Annotated in this window: 16 protein-coding genes, 17 tRNA genes and 1 rRNA gene; 6 read left to right on the top strand and 28 right to left on the bottom strand. The window is 40.2% G+C overall.

The window, feature by feature from the left end; genetic code table 11:
• Nucleotides 1–24: 24 nt before the first annotated feature.
• The 7 genes from MKY18_RS04555 to MKY18_RS04525 all read right to left on the bottom strand — a co-directional run bounded on the left by MKY18_RS04555 (nucleotide 25) and on the right by MKY18_RS04525 (nucleotide 4,641).
• Nucleotides 25–98: transfer RNA gene (locus tag MKY18_RS04555), tRNA-Gly, on the bottom strand.
• A gap of 120 nt (nucleotides 99–218) precedes the next feature.
• Entirely contained in the window at nucleotides 219–875 is a 657-nt protein-coding gene (locus tag MKY18_RS04550; protein WP_065097754.1) for a hypothetical protein, read from the bottom strand.
• Between the two features lie 80 nt (nucleotides 876–955).
• Nucleotides 956–1,237, bottom strand: coding sequence for a hypothetical protein (locus MKY18_RS04545; RefSeq protein ID WP_342497752.1), 282 nt, complete (start codon nucleotides 1,235–1,237; stop codon nucleotides 956–958).
• Nucleotides 1,234–2,139, bottom strand: a complete 906-nt coding sequence (locus MKY18_RS04540) for a PqqD family protein (protein WP_044141629.1) — start codon at nucleotides 2,137–2,139, stop codon at nucleotides 1,234–1,236. Before MKY18_RS04540 ends, MKY18_RS04545 begins: the two co-directional genes overlap by 4 nt.
• Nucleotides 2,123–3,589 carry a hypothetical protein gene (locus MKY18_RS04535; RefSeq protein ID WP_065097753.1) on the bottom strand — a complete coding sequence of 489 codons (1,467 nt, stop codon included), beginning with the start codon at nucleotides 3,587–3,589 and terminating at the stop codon, nucleotides 2,123–2,125. Before MKY18_RS04535 ends, MKY18_RS04540 begins: the two co-directional genes overlap by 17 nt.
• On the bottom strand, nucleotides 3,567–4,313 hold the full coding sequence (locus MKY18_RS04530; RefSeq protein ID WP_185108691.1) for an ABC transporter ATP-binding protein: 747 nt from the start codon (nucleotides 4,311–4,313) through the stop codon (nucleotides 3,567–3,569). The genes MKY18_RS04535 and MKY18_RS04530 overlap by 23 nt, the downstream gene beginning before the upstream one ends.
• Before the next feature lie 115 nt (nucleotides 4,314–4,428).
• On the bottom strand, nucleotides 4,429–4,641 hold the full coding sequence (locus MKY18_RS04525; RefSeq protein WP_003211695.1) for a hypothetical protein: 213 nt from the start codon (nucleotides 4,639–4,641) through the stop codon (nucleotides 4,429–4,431).
• Between the two features lie 778 nt (nucleotides 4,642–5,419).
• Here MKY18_RS04525 and MKY18_RS04520 point away from each other — a divergent pair.
• Complete coding sequence (locus MKY18_RS04520; RefSeq protein WP_342497751.1) at nucleotides 5,420–6,715, top strand: homocysteine synthase; 1,296 nt, start codon at nucleotides 5,420–5,422, stop codon at nucleotides 6,713–6,715.
• Nucleotides 6,716–6,752: 37 nt separating this feature from the next.
• Here MKY18_RS04520 and lepB read toward each other — a convergent pair whose 3' ends face one another.
• A complete protein-coding gene (gene lepB, locus MKY18_RS04515) occupies nucleotides 6,753–7,322 on the bottom strand; it encodes a signal peptidase I (protein WP_044141633.1) in 570 nt (189 codons plus the stop codon).
• A 155-nt stretch (nucleotides 7,323–7,477) separates the two neighbouring features.
• Nucleotides 7,478–9,418 (bottom strand): LTA synthase family protein, encoded by a 1,941-nt coding sequence (locus MKY18_RS04510; RefSeq protein ID WP_342497750.1) that lies wholly within the window; start codon nucleotides 9,416–9,418, stop codon nucleotides 7,478–7,480.
• A gap of 534 nt (nucleotides 9,419–9,952) precedes the next feature.
• On the opposite strand from MKY18_RS04510, the gene MKY18_RS04505 reads away from it, so the two are divergent.
• From MKY18_RS04505 to MKY18_RS04485, 5 genes are all read left to right on the top strand, one after another.
• Nucleotides 9,953–10,756: a DUF2262 domain-containing protein gene (locus MKY18_RS04505; protein ID WP_283924256.1), complete on the top strand. Its 804-nt coding sequence runs from the start codon at nucleotides 9,953–9,955 to the stop codon at nucleotides 10,754–10,756.
• An 18-nt stretch (nucleotides 10,757–10,774) separates the two neighbouring features.
• The gene (locus tag MKY18_RS04500; RefSeq protein ID WP_283924255.1) at nucleotides 10,775–11,464 is read left to right on the top strand and encodes a DUF1963 domain-containing protein; all 690 of its coding nucleotides are present in this window, start codon (nucleotides 10,775–10,777) and stop codon (nucleotides 11,462–11,464) included.
• Nucleotides 11,465–11,529: 65 nt separating this feature from the next.
• Complete coding sequence (locus tag MKY18_RS04495; RefSeq protein WP_065097749.1) at nucleotides 11,530–11,799, top strand: hypothetical protein; 270 nt, start codon at nucleotides 11,530–11,532, stop codon at nucleotides 11,797–11,799.
• Between the two features lie 126 nt (nucleotides 11,800–11,925).
• Entirely contained in the window at nucleotides 11,926–12,117 is a 192-nt protein-coding gene (locus MKY18_RS04490) for a hypothetical protein (protein ID WP_065097748.1), read from the top strand.
• A 56-nt stretch (nucleotides 12,118–12,173) separates the two neighbouring features.
• On the top strand, nucleotides 12,174–12,719 hold the full coding sequence (locus MKY18_RS04485) for a histidine phosphatase family protein (protein ID WP_265209135.1): 546 nt from the start codon (nucleotides 12,174–12,176) through the stop codon (nucleotides 12,717–12,719).
• A 30-nt stretch (nucleotides 12,720–12,749) separates the two neighbouring features.
• Here the strand turns inward: MKY18_RS04485 and MKY18_RS04480 are convergent, their stop codons facing one another.
• The 19 genes from MKY18_RS04480 to rrf form a co-directional block, all read right to left on the bottom strand.
• Nucleotides 12,750–13,454, bottom strand: coding sequence for a hypothetical protein (locus tag MKY18_RS04480; RefSeq protein ID WP_113768335.1), 705 nt, complete (start codon nucleotides 13,452–13,454; stop codon nucleotides 12,750–12,752).
• Nucleotides 13,455–13,503: 49 nt separating this feature from the next.
• The gene (locus MKY18_RS04475) at nucleotides 13,504–14,298 is read right to left on the bottom strand and encodes an aminoglycoside phosphotransferase family protein (RefSeq protein WP_217013239.1); all 795 of its coding nucleotides are present in this window, start codon (nucleotides 14,296–14,298) and stop codon (nucleotides 13,504–13,506) included.
• 332 nt (nucleotides 14,299–14,630) lie between these two features.
• Nucleotides 14,631–14,712 (bottom strand) — tRNA-Leu (locus tag MKY18_RS04470).
• A 35-nt stretch (nucleotides 14,713–14,747) separates the two neighbouring features.
• Nucleotides 14,748–14,836: transfer RNA gene (locus MKY18_RS04465), tRNA-Leu, on the bottom strand.
• A gap of 14 nt (nucleotides 14,837–14,850) precedes the next feature.
• Nucleotides 14,851–14,921 (bottom strand) — tRNA-Cys (locus MKY18_RS04460).
• A 5-nt stretch (nucleotides 14,922–14,926) separates the two neighbouring features.
• Nucleotides 14,927–15,001 (bottom strand) — tRNA-Gly (locus MKY18_RS04455).
• 7 nt (nucleotides 15,002–15,008) lie between these two features.
• Nucleotides 15,009–15,080, bottom strand: a tRNA-Gln gene (locus MKY18_RS04450).
• 9 nt (nucleotides 15,081–15,089) lie between these two features.
• Nucleotides 15,090–15,165: transfer RNA gene (locus MKY18_RS04445), tRNA-His, on the bottom strand.
• Nucleotides 15,166–15,195: 30 nt separating this feature from the next.
• Nucleotides 15,196–15,269: transfer RNA gene (locus MKY18_RS04440), tRNA-Trp, on the bottom strand.
• Nucleotides 15,270–15,282: 13 nt separating this feature from the next.
• Nucleotides 15,283–15,367 (bottom strand) — tRNA-Tyr (locus tag MKY18_RS04435).
• Between the two features lie 15 nt (nucleotides 15,368–15,382).
• Nucleotides 15,383–15,455: transfer RNA gene (locus MKY18_RS04430), tRNA-Thr, on the bottom strand.
• Nucleotides 15,456–15,461: 6 nt separating this feature from the next.
• A tRNA-Phe gene (locus MKY18_RS04425) sits at nucleotides 15,462–15,537 on the bottom strand.
• Nucleotides 15,538–15,555: 18 nt separating this feature from the next.
• Nucleotides 15,556–15,632: transfer RNA gene (locus tag MKY18_RS04420), tRNA-Asp, on the bottom strand.
• Between the two features lie 48 nt (nucleotides 15,633–15,680).
• Nucleotides 15,681–15,757, bottom strand: a tRNA-Met gene (locus MKY18_RS04415).
• A gap of 15 nt (nucleotides 15,758–15,772) precedes the next feature.
• A tRNA-Val gene (locus tag MKY18_RS04410) sits at nucleotides 15,773–15,848 on the bottom strand.
• 32 nt (nucleotides 15,849–15,880) lie between these two features.
• Nucleotides 15,881–15,955, bottom strand: a tRNA-Glu gene (locus tag MKY18_RS04405).
• Between the two features lie 17 nt (nucleotides 15,956–15,972).
• Nucleotides 15,973–16,063: transfer RNA gene (locus tag MKY18_RS04400), tRNA-Ser, on the bottom strand.
• 4 nt (nucleotides 16,064–16,067) lie between these two features.
• Nucleotides 16,068–16,142 (bottom strand) — tRNA-Asn (locus tag MKY18_RS04395).
• A 9-nt stretch (nucleotides 16,143–16,151) separates the two neighbouring features.
• Nucleotides 16,152–16,267, bottom strand: a 5S ribosomal RNA gene (rrf, locus tag MKY18_RS04390).
• Nucleotides 16,268–16,297: the final 30 nt, after the last annotated feature.

The raw sequence follows: 16,297 nt of genomic DNA, 5'->3' as shown, positions 1-16,297 counted from the left end.
TGCGTTATAAACAAAATTATGTATTGGAGCGGGTGATGAGAATCGAACTCACGACATCAGCTTGGAAGGCTGAGGTTTTACCACTAAACTACACCCGCATCAATAAGCAACGTCATCGCGTTGACTTTTATTATGTTACAACTTTCTTAACAATTCGTCAAGAGAATATGAAGATTTTCCGTCAAAAAACTTCATATTCTCCGTATATATTACGATAGTTATTTATCGAGCTGGATATAAAATAAGTAGGCATGTGACTTATTCTTCAGCGCTTGCTTTGGATTCTTCTCAATCTCTTCAAGCATCGGTGAATTTCCGTCTTTCCCCATTGCCGCTGTATACGCAATCAGTGCCTTTCCTCCAGAAGAGACTTTGACAGTTTCAGATTGTGCAGAAAAAACATAGTCACTTACTTTGAACGGAAAGCTTGCTGTCGCTTTTGTCATTCCCTCGTTCTTGTTGTCTGACCACATACTAAATTGTGATTCATATGTATCTTTCTCATGTTTTAATTGTAAGAGCACATTCATCGTTTGGTCTGTGCCATCCTGATGTAAAGTAAAGGTGGCAGATGATGCTTCCTTATTAGCTAATCGGCCATTTTTGTAATGACTCCCGATAAACGTAATACTCTTATCCTTCTTCGTTAATCCTTTTAATGTCAAAGCCACCATTTCATTAGTGGTTGATGCTTCTAGTAAGCTCTTTTCTTTTTTTGTCAGTTTCATTTGTTCGATGGTTACTTGCTTCTTAGTAGCAGGCTCCGTATTTATTGTTGATACCGTCTTCTCGGTTTGCGTGGTTTCTTCAGCCTTCTCACCGCATCCTGCTAATAGAAAAACAGTGAATATAAGAACACTCCATTTTTTTAACATTGAGATCCCCTTTGATGTTTTTTATTTTCTATTATACTAAAATTTGGTTGGACATACAAAAAAAGATTAGGAGAATTCTCCTAATCTTCCGCTTTTTTCTGCTTCATGGCTGATAAGATAGCCACAATGAGAAAACTCGCGGCAAAAATCACAATCATATAAATAAAAAAGTTTGGCTTGATTTGAAAAGTAAATGCGGATGAACCTTCCATCTCAAAAGCGAGACTGTTAAATAATAAAGCATCATTCGTTTTTGATTGAAATAAATGATAGAACAATACACCGATTGTCAGCATCGGAAAGCCTAAAAACCCCAGAAAACCACCAACAATAGCACCTTGTTTCATCGCCTGTACGTTCATGATCGTTGTCCTCCCATTCCCCCAAGCAATAGCTGCTTCATAATGGATTTACCATCCCCCATAAACGGAAGAAGATAGAGTAATTGAATAAAATATGTGATTGAAAAAATAAAGAATCCGGTCGAGATTGGATTTTCTTTTAGACATAATACGGTCACAATGATCCCTGCTGCTCCGATCACACCTGGGACAAGCGGCCCAAGCAGCGTAATCCATACCTGCTTCTTCTGAAACGGATCTAATACTGGTCTTACAAATTTCACAGACATCATATCACTCGCAAAAAAGCCTTGTGGACCATCCCTTCCCGCAAATTTTCGATGCGCATAGCCGTGTGCTGCCTCATGTAATGCGGTCCCCGTAATTAATCCAAAATATATAATTGTAAAATAAATCGCAATGGCTGCAATCGACCGGTCAGGAATGAATAAAAAAGCGATCCCTGCCATGACCATAAAAAGCATCCAGAAAAAGATGATTTTACGCGTCACCATGAGTAATGCTGTCCCAAAAATATGAAAGAACGAGTGACCAGTGCAATCAAATCGTTCCTTCATTTTCACTTGATACTGTTTGAAAAATTGACAGCAGGCTGTCACAATTCGATATGGTGATTGATAATGAATAGACAGTAAGTGGTGCTGATTCAACCCCATCATCAGTTGATAAAAGTCACGAGAAATCACAGACTCATCGACCTGAAACAAATCGGCGAGCTCTGCGGTAATACTCGCTTCTGTCCTTTTGCCATCTACTTTCGTTAACATATGATAGGCACTTTCATTAATCGGGAGTGTGCTTCCATACTGCGTATCCGTGAGATGTCTCTTTTGTAAGGTCACATACGGCGCGAGTGCCGGTACCCGCTCAATCTTTAGCTTATTGTTAAGAAGTTGAATCATGTGAATACCTCCATGAAAAACCTTTGTATATGGCAAAGATGAGCAGACCTTCAAATGCAGCTACAAGCAGCCACTGAAGCGTTTGACTCGACTCCCCTATGACATAGTTTCCAATAAAAACAATCGGAATCATGAGTAAAATAAGTGCTCCAAATGAAAAAATGCCTGTGTAGGGATTGTTCCGATCAAGCGGAAGTAAAATACCTACCACATAAAAGAGCGCAGTGGCATTGCATAAGACAGCGGCCCCAATCAATACGTTCCAAACCTGATCAGGAAGCGTCAACGTTGTCAGCATGAAGATTGCTATTTGCAGTACACCAACAAGCAAAAGCCCGATAAACTTATACAGAGCCACTTCCCACGATCTTAGGCCAAATGTTTTGTACATCCCCAGCATTCGTTTATCATTGCCAAATGAATTGAAGGCGGTTAATCCAGCAAGAGCGCAGAGAACAAAAAACGCTTCTTCTTCAAAGCGGAACCTAAACTGATAACGGACGAATAAGATCACAATGAGGAGTATGAGAAAGTTTAAAATGTTTTCTTCATTTCGCACCTGTGATTTCATTTCCTTTACAATAAGTGACCATTTTTTTGAAGAAGAGAACGGCAGTTTATTTAAAAAGGTTAACGCTTTTTTCTCTGCCATAATCGGCATCATCGCAAGAGAAAGAAATGCGCCGCCCGCCGATAAAAGGATGACTAGGATCAAAATTGCATAGTTTATCCCTTCAGGAGACATTCCTTGAGCCGCTAAGAAAAACGGTGCTGTAAAATACATCAAATGATAATCAAACTGTATATATGATTGCTGAATTTGATTGATATCAAAATGCGTCATTCCATACGCTACAACCAGTGCTAATAAAACAAAGATCGCTGCAAATTTTTGCAACGGTAATTTTAATTTCAGAACGATCAAATAGGTAATATTATAAATGAGTTGCAAAAGCATTAAGACAAAAAGCGATTGCAAAATCACCATCAAAAAGAACGTAAAGATAAAGAAAATACCTATTCCCTGGGCAATAAAATTAGGTAACAGCAGAATACCGATAAAAAATAAAACAAGCCCTGCCACCACTGTCACCATCGGAATAAAGTATCCGAGGCTTTTCTGAAAGGTAGAAAGCGGGAACCAACTGAGCTGCATAGAAAAACGGTCTTGCTCAGGCGTCCTGACTTTGATCAAAATGAATAACAGGCTTGTAAAGATGGATGCATTGATCGCCATTGACACAACGAGTAATCCAAGTGAACGTTCATCGCCATTTAAGAATGCCTTCATAAAGACACCCGTAAAACTGTATCCGATGATGGCGCCCATTGTCACTGCAAACAAAAAGAATAAGATCACAATGATCCGCTTCGTCTGAGTATCAAAGAGCTTATACATCTCCTGCTGCCACATTTTAAGCATCATTCTAGAAATGATTAATGATTTCATCAAAATGTGCACCCCTATCACTTAACATTGAAGCTTTCAGAAACACCTGTTCCAATGTGCTTGATTGATACTTCTCCTTTAAGGCTGAGACCGTTCCTTCATCCATTTTAATTCCCTTAGAAATAATGGCGATTTTATGGCACAGCTCTTCCGCTGAAAGCATATCATGCGTTGAAAGCATGATCGCACCATGGTGCTCGGTATAACGTTTCATCAGTTTCTTTGTGTTTATAACCGCTTCAATATCAAGTCCTCTAAAGGGCTCATCCATGATCACCAATTGACTATCAAGCATAAAGGCGGCAATCAGCTGTGTCTTTTTTTTCATACCATGTGAATAGGTTTCAATCGGTCTTGATAAAGCCGAGTCCATATCAAACAGTTCAATTAGTTGATTTCTTCTGTGAATTGTTTTACATTCATACATAGAAGAAACAAAATCTAAATATTCAGCACCAGTCAATGCTTCAGGGAGTAGCAGATCATCTGGAACATAGGCTACTTGTTTTTTAAAGGATGGTTCGTCATTTGTGACGTCCTGCAAGAGAATCGTTCCTTCTGTATGCTTAATGATACCGAGTATACAGTTAATCATCGTTGTTTTACCGGAACCATTCGGTCCAGCAACAGCAACGATTTGATGAGGGTCGATTTTTAAATGAAAATCTTTGACAGCAGTCACGTTATTTTTATACGTCTTGGTTAATTTCTCGATCGTAAACATATAACCTCCAAGTGTCTGCATATTCTTTAAAAACAGATCAGGCTAAACCGCCCGCCACAGACGGTTTAGCCCTGGTGTCATTTCATAGAAGTAAAAAGATGAATCCTAAGTATAGCTACTTACATTCAATTTGGACTTTTAAGCCACTTTCCCACTGAACGGCTCCTGTAAAGCTACCCTTGCCGTTTGCTAAACACCAAACTGCTGCTCCTAGAACAACTGTTGCTCCCAATCCAAGAAGGACAGCAACAAATACTAAGAACCAAGCTTGGTCCATAATAGCAGGTTCCATAGTGGAATAGTCAACTTGCGGCGCTGCATAAGTCATACTTTTCACCTCCCAGCTTATGATGATCGTATCATAGGCTTCACTCTCCAAACATCAACAGAAGATCCCATTTTCGACCGAACATACTTTCGGACAAAATGTGACTTTTTATTCAATTCTTCACTTTTAAGTGTAGGACCCCTATCTTATTATCTAGTTTTTCGCAATCCATAAGAACCACAAAACCCATATAATGTAAATTAAACCAGCTTTTTTCTTCTTTTTTTGAAATAGTCCTTATTTATCAATCCCTTTATATATTCTTTCTTTTTTGTGAAATAGAAAGAATTCCCCCGATATATCAGATAAAAAAGTCCTAATTATATGTCGTTATCACACCATTTATGAAATATTTACTGATAATTCCGACAAAAGAGTGAGCATATTTTCCTTCTTCTCTTGTCACTTAAAATATGTATATACAAGAAAGCCCCTTGGGAAAAAAGCCCTTTCCTTTCTTGAGTCACATCCAACATATGACTCGCTTCTTTCTATGGAAGAGCAACTTACTGCATAGGCATTCCTATGATTTCACTAGCTGGCAATGATTTATTACTTTCAAAAAAACTGATCCGCACTCTCTAATGAAACAATCCCTCTTTACATCAACATGTCCACACCTTTCCTCATTGAAATAAAAAAAGTCCATCAACTTTATTTATTATTTTTTCAGATTTATCTAAAAAATGATTGACCAGGCACGAAACAACATTTATAGTCTTATTAAATATTTCTTATCAAACTAGTTGGTTTTATTTAGTAAAAGGAGGATACACACATGTCAGAAGAACGTCCATTCCGTTTAGAAACAAAAGCCATTCACGCAGGTCAGGAGCTTGATTCAGCTACCTATTCAAGAGCCGTTCCTATTTACCAAACAAGCTCTTTCGGTTTTAGAGATAGCGAGCATGCGGCGAATTTATTCGGACTGCAGGAACCCGGAAATATTTATTCTCGCATTATGAACCCTACAAATGATGTCTTTGAAAAACGGATCGCTGAGCTTGAGGGCGGCATTGGTGCACTTGCTGTCTCTTCTGGACAAGCAGCGACCACTTATTCTATTTTAAACATTGCAGGAGCTGGTGACGAAATTGTCTCCTCCAGCAGCCTTTATGGAGGCACATACAATTTATTTGCCCATACACTCAAAAAGCTCGGCATTACAGTGAAATTTGTTGATTCGTCCAATTTAGAAGAACTCGAAGCCGCAATTACAGACAAAACGAAGGCAGTATATGCAGAGAGCATTGGGAATCCTAAAGGCGACATTCTACATATTGAAGCCATCTCAGCCATTGCACACAAGCACCATATTCCGCTTATTGTGGACAATACGCTCGCAAGTCCCTATTTATTGAGACCGATCGAATTTGGTGCAGACATTGTCGTCCATTCCGCTACGAAATTCATTGGCGGTCATGGTACATCAATTGGCGGTGTCATTGTCGATAGCGGCAAGTTTCCTTGGGCCGACAGTGATAAGTTCGAAGGGCTGACTGAACCAGATCCAAGTTATCACGGTCTGACGTATACTGAAGCAATTGGAGAAGCGGCTTATATCACAAAAGCACGTGTACAGCTCTTACGGGATTTAGGAGCAGCCTTGTCACCTTTCAACTCATTTTTACTTCTGCAAGGCCTAGAAACTTTGCATCTGCGTCTCGAGAGGCATAGTGAAAATGCATTAAAAACAGCGCAGTTCTTACAAGATCACCCTCTTGTAGATTGGGTAAGCTACCCAGGTCTTGAAAGCCATGAATCTCATGAGCTTGCTCAAACCTATTTGCCAAAAGGACAAGGCGCCATTCTCACATTTGGTATTAAAGGTGGACGAGAAGCTGGTAAAAAGCTCATTGATTCTGTTAAGCTGTTCTCACACCTTGCAAATGTGGGCGATTCTAAATCACTGATTATTCACCCTGCCAGCACAACGCATCAGCAATTAAGTGAAGCAGAACAAAAAGCGACAGGCGTCACACCAGAGCTCATTCGTTTATCTGTTGGAACAGAAGCGATTGAAGACATTATTGCAGATCTTGAACAGGCGATCACAAAAAGCCAGGCTGAATGAAAATAAAAAAAGCACACCTCTGTGTGCTTTTTTTATTTCATTCATTATTAAGTAGTCGAACGTCTTGGAAAGGATAAAACACAAATGATGTCGTTCCTTGAATATCACTCTTTGTAAAAAGACCTAAGCCATTGCGGCTGTCCATTGAGTTTTGACGATTGTCACCCATGACAAAATACTTGCCTTTTGGAACGGTAAGAGGGCCAAAATCAGGTGTCAGCAAGGTCCCATCTGCGGCTGCTTTCTTTTTGTTTGACGCTAAGTAAGGCTCCGCCACTTTTTGACCATTGACATATAGCTGGTCATTTTTCATTTCAATTTTATCACCAGGTAACCCAATTAATCTTTTGACATAATGAGTGCTGCGGTCTTCCCCATCAAGAACAATAATCTGTCCCCGTTTGTAATCGCCGAAATAATCAACCGTTTTATTCACAAAAACCCGCTCTGTATCTTGTAATGTTGGTTGCATAGAAGTCCCTTTTACAATGTACGGTGCGAATAAAAAGTTACGAATGATAAAAACAGCAATGAATGCAATTAAGATTGCTTTGAGCCAGCCCCATACTTCTGATTTCTTTTTTTGTGTTTTTGTATTTGTTGTCATAAGCTCCTCCTGAAATCCCCTAGGACGAAATGAGTTCCGCTAGCTGCACGCCAGCATCACGCTTGTATCACCCTAAATATAAACATATTTTGCCAACAAATCAAGCGATGAGAGAGAAAAAGGCAAGCACCCTTCTGTGCTTGCCCAAAACTCAGTTACTTAGTAGAAGAATCCTCTTCTTTTTCTTTTGATTTACCATAGAAATAATCAGATGGATTCACTGGTTTAAAATCAGACAGCTTATGGAATCGAAGAAGATCCCTATAAAGCACTTTATCTGAAAGGCTTAACTGATTATCGACACGGGCTTTAATCGCCTCTGTCTTTTTATTTTGTTTCACAACTTTACCTGTTTTTGTATCGTAGACAGTGTTATCTACAAGTGTATATTTTGGTGTCACATAGTTTCCGTTACGGAATGCAACAGTTTGATCATGCTTCTTAGAGAATAGATCTGTTCCAAAATTCACATACTCATTTGAATCAATACCTTGTAAGTGAAGAAGCGTAGGCATCACGTCTACTTCACCACCATACGTATGGTTCACGCCGCCCTGTTTGCCAGGAATACGAATCATGAGTGGTACACGCTGGTTTTGTGCATTTTGATAAGGTGTAATTTCTTTCCCTTGAATTTCACTCATTGCACGGTTATGGTTTTCAGAAATACCATTATGATCACCATATAATAAAATGACAGAGTCTTTATACATACCTGATTTTTTCAAGTCTTTAAAGAATTGCTCTAATGACTCATCTAGATATCTTGCTGTTTGGAAGTAGTTATCTACTGTTTTGTCACCAGTTGTTGCCTTAGCAATCGTCGCATCTTTTTCATCTAAATTAAATGGATAGTGATTAGTCAATGTCATTAAGTGTGCATAAAATGGTTTTTTCATTGATTCTAGCATCGGGATTGATTCTTTAAAGAATGGTTTATCCTTCAGACCCATATTCACAAGATTTTCTTCATCCATGTTGTAATGTGAAGCATCGAAGAATTGATCATATCCCATATGCTTATAAATCGTGTCACGGTTCCAGAAAGATTTGTAATCCCCGTGAAGCACTGCGCTCGTATAGCCTGCTTTTTGATCTAGGATGGCAGGGAGTGATTGGTAAGTATTTTCACCTTTTGTCACAAACGCTGCTCCCTCTGGCAAGCCGAACATACTATTATCCATCATTAGCTCAGCATCAGCTGTCTTTCCTTGACCTGTCTGATGGAAGAAGTTATCGAAATACGTAAAGTCCTCTTTACCATGAGCCAGTTTGTTTAAAAACGGTGTCACTTCTTCTCCATTTAGTTTGTAGTCAATTAAGAAAGACTGGAAGCTTTCTAAATGGATTTTAATAATGTTTTTCCCTTTAGCTTTACCGAAATACTCTGCGTTTGGCTTTGCATAGTGAGAAGCTGTATAGTTTACAACATCCGTTAAATCTTCACTGCTCGCATTTGCTACCTGTGTTGCATTTTGTGCTGATTGTACTCCATCATAAATCGTATAATTATAAACACCTAAATATTTGACAACATACTTGTGATCAAATGTTCTTGTTAATAATTCTGGACGGTCCTTTTCAGCTAAATGAAGGTTTACAAAGAACAGTCCTACACCTGTAGCCACAATCAACAGTGCAAATGTCTTTTTCATTTGGAATTTCTTCACTTCTGGTCTCCAAATCACAATCGCAATCAAGATAATAATATCAAGGAAATACAAAAGGTCATGCGGCTTAATACTAGATAACACACCGCCAGTCATGCCTCCTCCAAGATTGCCTGCTTGCTTCATTGTGGAGAAAGTCAAAAAGTCATCAAAGAAACGGTAGTACGCTACATTCGCATATAAAAGTGCGGTCATAATAAAGTCAATGACAATTAAAACAATGGCAGATTTACGACCCTTCAAAAAGAGAGCCAGTCCCAAAAACACAATGGCTGAACTAAATGGATTTAATAAGAGAAGACCCTCTTGAAAAGAACCTTTCACTCCTAAATTAAAGTCCATTTTGTAGGCTGCGTACGATTTCGCCCAAAATAAAAGGACAGCCAATACAAAAAAGCTATATTTGTTCGCAAATTTTTTTTTCATAAAACCTCTTCTTTCTTATTATCGTTCTGATATAAATGAAATCATAAAAAATTTACATTGATTTTGCAAATGTAAATCTTCTTCACCAAGCATTCCGATGCTCTGTTTCCGCCGGATATATGTGCTCCTTTAATATAACGAATGAGAAGCATCATAGGTTTCAAAAAAAAATACGAGTAAATAAAAGGAAAAATATCCATTTACATTTCATTTACACACACTTTGCAATTCAATAGATGAAGAAGGGTTTGTAAATCACTCAGTACTACTTTACTTTTTTCATCTATTCATGTCAAAGTAATTATAAAGAAAAGGAAGAATCACCTAGGCTTTTCGACTCATTTACCCAAATATATACAAAATTCGATACATAACATATTCGTATTTATTGTAACTCAACCTCCAGCCATCCATGTATTTTCTCTCCTTCTGACAATCTAAAAAAGTTTTAAGCAAAAAAAGCTTGATTTCTCCTCCTGATGTACGGTGTGATAAACATATAGATTTTCAACAAATCAGGCTGGAGGACATCACATGAAACATAACAAACAAATGAACGCATTTGAAGAACGATTTTCAGAAGAAATAGACCACATCATTGCTGTCACAGGACCTTCAGGAGTAGGTGCAGGAAAAGCCGGACAAGAATCTCTTTGGACCGCTTCTATTCCACTGATTGCATGGAAAGAAAAAGACCTCATCAAAACCGAAAACATAAGGCTCTGCTGGTTAACAGATGAAGAGGGATTAAGGGAAAAGCAGGCACAATTACATAAAGAATCAATCATGACACTTCAGGTCCGAAAAGGTGAAGGTGAGTTCATGCTTGTATCACTCATCGATACAGATACACAGGATGAAGAGCTGCAAGAGATACTAGAAGAAGCCAAAAAACCTGTCTTTTATCATAATGACCTGCTGGGCACCTTTGAATTAGTGAAAGGACTAGACTTATTTGAAACAACGATCCAGTGGAGTAATCAAGAATGCCTGCTCTACTTCAACCTCGAAGAAGATGAAAAAGTAAACGACTCTCTTCGAACCGCTAGACAACTCATGAAAGAGCAGACTACATGGGATGCTTCTATTAAATCATTTGCAGCAAATCAGTTGTTTGAATTAGCTAAAGACTGGCAGGAGCAAGATGACTCCTCTGAAACACAAGAAGAGCTCACACTGGATCAATTTATGAGCCGCATCTCACTTGAAAGTCTGCATGCTTACCCAGATGGAGAGTTTGAAGTCTACTGTCATGACGGTGATTTATTTTGGGGACATGTCATCATTGTCTCAGGCAATATCAATGGCACGTTTCAAGATGCCCACATTGCAGGCTAAAGATTGGAGGGATAAGTAATGGAGATCAAGGCTTTTCATGAATTAAAACAACTAGGAAAAACACCCGTCGTGGCTAAGATTGGCGGCTTTCTTCCTGATCCAACAGCACACAGCTGGTTTGCCGGTCATTTCTTCATCCACCCCGATCAAGGCTGGCCCGCAGACCAAGATGGCGTCATGATTCCGATCTTACAAATTTCTTTACCTGAAGTGCCAGGAGGAATGAACAGATTCAATGAATGTAAAATGTTTCAAATCTTTCTCAACCAGAAAGCACTTCCGATGGATATCACAAAAAACGGAGAAGGCTGGAAGCTCATTGAATATGTAGATATGGAAGGATTAGAAGTAGTTGAAACTCCTGAAGAAGTGAGAGGACTCAAACCCTTTCAAATCCAATGGAACCAAAATGAGCAAGAAGACTACCTTTGCTGGGAAGAAGCGTGGTCATACGTCGATTTATCAGAAGTAAATGAAAGTGATGAAGCGACAGAACATTTCATTGATCAATACACAAATTATTCATTCACAAAAATCGGTGGGTATGGTGCATATATTCAATCCCCACCCCATCATCAACTAGGCAAATTCATGCTGCAAATCGCCTCAGAAGAAAAACCTCGGTTCATGATTGGTGATAACGGCACGATGTATTTCTATTACGACAAAGACACAAAAGAATGGTCTATGCATTGGGATTGTTTTTAAAGTTTTATTGAATGAAACCTTTCCTCCTTCTAAGCGTAGGAAATAATATGGAAGGAGGAACCAACATGGGATTCATTTTAGATATCTTTTCACTTGCTGTATATATCCCTTTTCTACAGGTAGATGAAGAGGATATCTCTAGAAACGCAGCCCATCTCAAAAAACATAGCTGGTTTCATGAGTTATTAAATGATCCAGCTTACAGACATCTCATCATTTATCATCCAGATGTCCGCCAAGTCATTGGCAGATGTAACACAGATAAACTTCATCAGAAGCGATACAACTTAAAATGCAAACGTAAAGTGCTGAAAGCATTACGTCGTGCCAAGTAAATGGACAAAAGGGCCGCGCTTTCTGTGGCTCTTTTCATCGTTCTCTAAGAAAACATTTGACGCCTGGACAACTCTCCCCGTATATTATGTATAAATCCATCTTTTTCATAGAAAAGGGGGCTTTACATGCGCTTGTTTAAGTACTGGAGAAAAAAGCAGCCTAAACAACAGATCACCTCAGAAATGAAAGAAGAAAGCATCCCAATCAACTTCTCCACACTTCCCTTTGGTACAGACACCTTAGATGATTTTTTGTTCAATTTAGACCTGACCTCGAAGCTCACAGATCCCTATAAAGAAACAGATCCGAACAAATGAACCTATCCTCATCCAATCCTGGATGATTTTTTTATACTCAATGAAAGGTGTGGCCCATGAAAACATATTATATCGTCAGACACTGCCAAGCCAATGGACAATCCGAGGATGCGTCTTTAACGCCACAAGGCATCGCACAATCTCAAGCACTAGCACAGTTTTTTAATGGCATTCACCTCAATCAGATCATCTCAAGTCCCTATAAGCGAGCGATCCAAACCACTGAGCCCCTTGCTCATACAAGACAACTCAGAGTGAAAATTGATCAGCGTCTTTCTGAACGTGTGCTAAGCCTCAAACCAATGGACGATTGGTTTGAGAAACTAAAGCTCAGTTTTACGGACTTACACCTGACTTGTGAAGGCGGAGAATCAAGCCTTGAAGCCATGAACCGCATTGTAGAAGTACTATACGAACAAATAAATTCAGGAAAAGATCGTACCCTATTCGTCACACATGGCAATATTATGAGCCTGCTTCTTAAACACGCCGATCCCACGATTGGATTCAAAGAGTGGGAGAAACTAAGCAATCCAGATGTCTATGTCCTGAAATATTTCAAACCAGATCATATAGAAATAGAGCGAATATGGCATAAATAAACGGCAGAATGAATTCTGCCGTTTCCTCATCTATTGTTGATAATAAAAAGCCTCTACCCACTCATACGGCTTCTTACGCTCCGCACACCATTTCATGAAGCCTCTTGTCTCCGTTTGCTGAAATTTCTTCCAGTCCGATAAAAGCTGATCATAATAGGCTACTTGTTTTTCAACATTGGTACGAATCCTCTTATCTTCGATCAGCATCATGACATCTTCAATGCCTTGAATTCGCTCTTGATCTTTCTCATAGGTGCTTAAATAAAGATCTTCATGTATATGATGAAACGAATACCACAAAGCCGATAAATAGATTTCGCAAATTTGTACAATGACACGCTGTTCCTTGCTACCTCCAAGCCCTAATGCCTTCAATAAATAAGGCAGCCCTTCTCCCTGATGCACAAACAAGCCCTGCCAGCGATACGGTCTCACATCCATAGGATCAACCTTCTCCCACTCTTGAAGAACAGGCTGAATCACCCCAATTATCAATGGATACACAAGCAAATGATGACCATCCTCAAACCGTTCAATCTTCTCAAAGAGCCAATCAACAAATGAACGCCGTGCTGCAAAATCGTTCTCCTTCATCTCTTCAACAAAAAACTGAAGAACCTTTAACGCATCTTTACGCAGACCCTGTTCTTTCTTCACACAGTACTGTCTAAAAAGCGGATAAGCATGTGATCCCTCGTCTTCAATGATGGTCTGTAATATCGTCTTCATTTGCAAGTTAACAACTCCGCCTTTTTACATTCATTTTTAGAAGCCCTTGGCACCCTCAAATCCATTCTTTTCGGTGTTCATGAATGAATTGAATGTCTTTTTGATAATGTTCAAGGTGCCCCTCATGAATCATTTTTTGAAAAGCTATATCACCTTCACTCGCTTTTCGTTTCATGTACTGACATAACCCTTTTAAACGCAGCAGCACCATATCCAAATAACCTTCTGCTATTTTCTCCCCATAAGATTCAAAAAACAGTTTCACTCTATGCTTTATATGGTCTTCATGTTCTGATGAATGGTAGTTCACGATCTCTCCTGTTTCGGTGCGAAAAAACCTACTGAGAGGTACACAAGTATACAGAGTATATGCGATATCCCACAGCCTTGGACCAGGAGCAGCTACATCAAAATCAATGATTCCTACTGGTTTTTCATTATTGAAAATGATATTGTACATAGCAAAATCATTATGGCACACAACCTCTATGTTGTTAGGCGTATTGTCCATTCGTTCCCAATCGTCTGAAATGGGAAAATCACGAACAGCATCATGATACAGTCTAAGCACTCTTGCTATTTCTTTTAAGGCATGGTGAGAGCACATGTATTCTTTTAAGGGATCATGACCGGCTACGCCTTCAATGAAGGACAATATCTCTCTACCTTTTTCATCAACCCCTAAAAACTTTGGAGCATAGGAGAAATTCTTTTTTTCTAAATGCTTTAGCAGCTTTTGGATATTGATATTATCTGACTTTACTTCTCGACGAACCGTATCTCCAAAACGATATACGTTCGAGACATTTCCACCTGTCAATAACTCTTCATGATCATTCTGTTTTTTCATAAATTCTCCCCTCAAATTGGGTCACAATGATGATATCAGCTAAAGATGTGTATTTACCCAAATATTCATTTAGTTACACAAAAAGGTAGTACACACTGTTTTATGGGAATGCGCTACCCCATTTTGTTTCCTTACATGATTAAATGTATCTTATCAAATGTTGCAAATCATCTAAAGATTATTCTGCTAAAAGAAGTACATGCTCATTATTTTTTAATAGGTTTCTATTTTTATCTAAATAACTCATTCAAACCACAAAAAAACGTTTCACCACGAGGGTGAAACGTTAGGTTGACGGTAAAAACCGATCATGAAACTTTTAATAGAATAGATACCGGTGGCCGGGGTCGAACCGGCACTCCGTGAGGAACACGATTTTGAGTCGTGCGCGTCTGCCAATTCCGCCACACCGGCATGATCATTAAAGAGCGCAACTTATGATAAAAACATGGTGCCGAGGGCCGGACTTGAACCGGCACGGTAGTCACCTACCGCAGGATTTTAAGTCCTGTGTGTCTGCCAATTCCACCACCCCGGCAGTCTTTTTCAAAAAGGCGACACCCGGATTTGAACCGGGGATAAAGGTTTTGCAGACCTCTGCCTTACCACTTGGCTATGCCGCCATTATTGGAGCGGAAGACGGGATTCGAACCCGCGACCCCCACCTTGGCAAGGTGGTGTTCTACCACTGAACTACTTCCGCAAATCAACTGGGCTAGCTGGATTCGAACCAACGCATGACGGAGTCAAAGTCCGTTGCCTTACCGCTTGGCTATAGCCCAATAATAAAATGGGGCGATTGATGGGAATCGAACCCACGAGTGCCAGAGCCACAATCTGGTGCGTTAACCACTTCGCCACAACCGCCATAGATGTTATGAATCATATTAAGAAAATTGGCAGGGGCAGTAGGAATCGAACCCACACCGGAGGTTTTGGAGACCTCTGTTCTACCTTTAAACTATGCCCCTATGAAAATAAAAATGGTGGAGGGGGGCGGATTCGAACCGCCGAACCCGGAGGGAGCGGATTTACAGTCCGCCGCGTTTAGCCACTTCGCTACCCCTCCACATTTGAAAAACAGTGCCGGCAAGAGGACTTGAACCCCCAACCTACTGATTACAAGTCAGTTGCTCTACCAATTGAGCTACACCGGCAAATAGTGGTGGCTCGGGACGGAATCGAACCGCCGACACACGGATTTTCAGTCCGTTGCTCTACCAACTGAGCTACCGAGCCAAGTATTCATTTTAAAAATGGCGGTCCGGACGGGACTCGAACCCGCGACCTCCTGCGTGACAGGCAGGCATTCTAACCAACTGAACTACCGGACCATTTTGGTTGTACTCAATGAGCAATCCCCATTGGTACATAAAATAATTTGGTTGCGGGGGCAGGATTTGAACCTGCGACCTTCGGGTTATGAGCCCGACGAGCTACCGAACTGCTCCACCCCGCGATGATATAAAAGATATGGTGGAGGATGACGGGCTCGAACCGCCGACCCTCTGCTTGTAAGGCAGATGCTCTCCCAGCTGAGCTAATCCTCCGAATAAAAAATACTGGTGTATATTCTATAAAATGGTGACCCGTACGGGATTCGAACCCGTGTTACCGCCGTGAAAGGGCGGTGTCTTAACCGCTTGACCAACGGGCCCTTTATTATGTAAATTGTGGCGGAGAGCAAGGGATTCGAACCCTTGAGACGGGGTTACCGCCTACACGATTTCCAATCGTGCTCCTTCGGCCACTCGGACAGCTCTCCAAATTGGCTCCGCAGGTAGGATTCGAACCTACGACCGATCGGTTAACAGCCGATAGCTCTACCACTGAGCTACTGCGGAATGAAGAAAGCCTGGCGATGTCCTACTCTCACAGGGGGAGACCCCCAACTACCATCGGCGCTGAAGAGCTTAACTTCCGTGTTCGGTATGGGAACGGGTGTGACCTCTTCGCCATCATCACCAGACAATTTAGTGACAAAAGATATTATACTATG

Origin of the sequence: Bacillus sp. FSL R7-0672 (assembly GCF_038601465.1) — a bacterium.
GTDB lineage: Bacteria > Bacillota > Bacilli > Bacillales > Bacillaceae > Bacillus > Bacillus pumilus.
Note: the sequence above shows the minus strand (reverse complement) of the source record. Positions and strands in the feature narration are given on the sequence as shown.

What these genes read in the sequence shown, in the direction of transcription:
- MKY18_RS04535 (WP_065097753.1), bottom strand. Translation starts at nt 3,589, where the DNA reads ATGAAATCATTAATCATTTCTAGAATGATGCTTAAAATGTGGCAGCAG.
- MKY18_RS04485 (WP_265209135.1), top strand. Translation starts at nt 12,174, where the DNA reads ATGAAAACATATTATATCGTCAGACACTGCCAAGCCAATGGACAATCC.
- MKY18_RS04520 (WP_342497751.1), top strand. Translation starts at nt 5,420, where the DNA reads ATGTCAGAAGAACGTCCATTCCGTTTAGAAACAAAAGCCATTCACGCA.
- MKY18_RS04530 (WP_185108691.1), bottom strand. Translation starts at nt 4,313, where the DNA reads ATGTTTACGATCGAGAAATTAACCAAGACGTATAAAAATAACGTGACT.
- MKY18_RS04495 (WP_065097749.1), top strand. Translation starts at nt 11,530, where the DNA reads ATGGGATTCATTTTAGATATCTTTTCACTTGCTGTATATATCCCTTTT.
- MKY18_RS04510 (WP_342497750.1), bottom strand. Translation starts at nt 9,418, where the DNA reads ATGAAAAAAAAATTTGCGAACAAATATAGCTTTTTTGTATTGGCTGTC.
- MKY18_RS04505 (WP_283924256.1), top strand. Translation starts at nt 9,953, where the DNA reads ATGAAACATAACAAACAAATGAACGCATTTGAAGAACGATTTTCAGAA.
- MKY18_RS04525 (WP_003211695.1), bottom strand. Translation starts at nt 4,641, where the DNA reads ATGACTTATGCAGCGCCGCAAGTTGACTATTCCACTATGGAACCTGCT.
- MKY18_RS04500 (WP_283924255.1), top strand. Translation starts at nt 10,775, where the DNA reads ATGGAGATCAAGGCTTTTCATGAATTAAAACAACTAGGAAAAACACCC.
- MKY18_RS04545 (WP_342497752.1), bottom strand. Translation starts at nt 1,237, where the DNA reads ATGAACGTACAGGCGATGAAACAAGGTGCTATTGTTGGTGGTTTTCTG.
- MKY18_RS04475 (WP_217013239.1), bottom strand. Translation starts at nt 14,298, where the DNA reads ATGAAAAAACAGAATGATCATGAAGAGTTATTGACAGGTGGAAATGTC.
- lepB (WP_044141633.1), bottom strand. Translation starts at nt 7,322, where the DNA reads ATGACAACAAATACAAAAACACAAAAAAAGAAATCAGAAGTATGGGGC.
- MKY18_RS04490 (WP_065097748.1), top strand. Translation starts at nt 11,926, where the DNA reads ATGCGCTTGTTTAAGTACTGGAGAAAAAAGCAGCCTAAACAACAGATC.
- MKY18_RS04540 (WP_044141629.1), bottom strand. Translation starts at nt 2,139, where the DNA reads ATGATTCAACTTCTTAACAATAAGCTAAAGATTGAGCGGGTACCGGCA.
- MKY18_RS04550 (WP_065097754.1), bottom strand. Translation starts at nt 875, where the DNA reads ATGTTAAAAAAATGGAGTGTTCTTATATTCACTGTTTTTCTATTAGCA.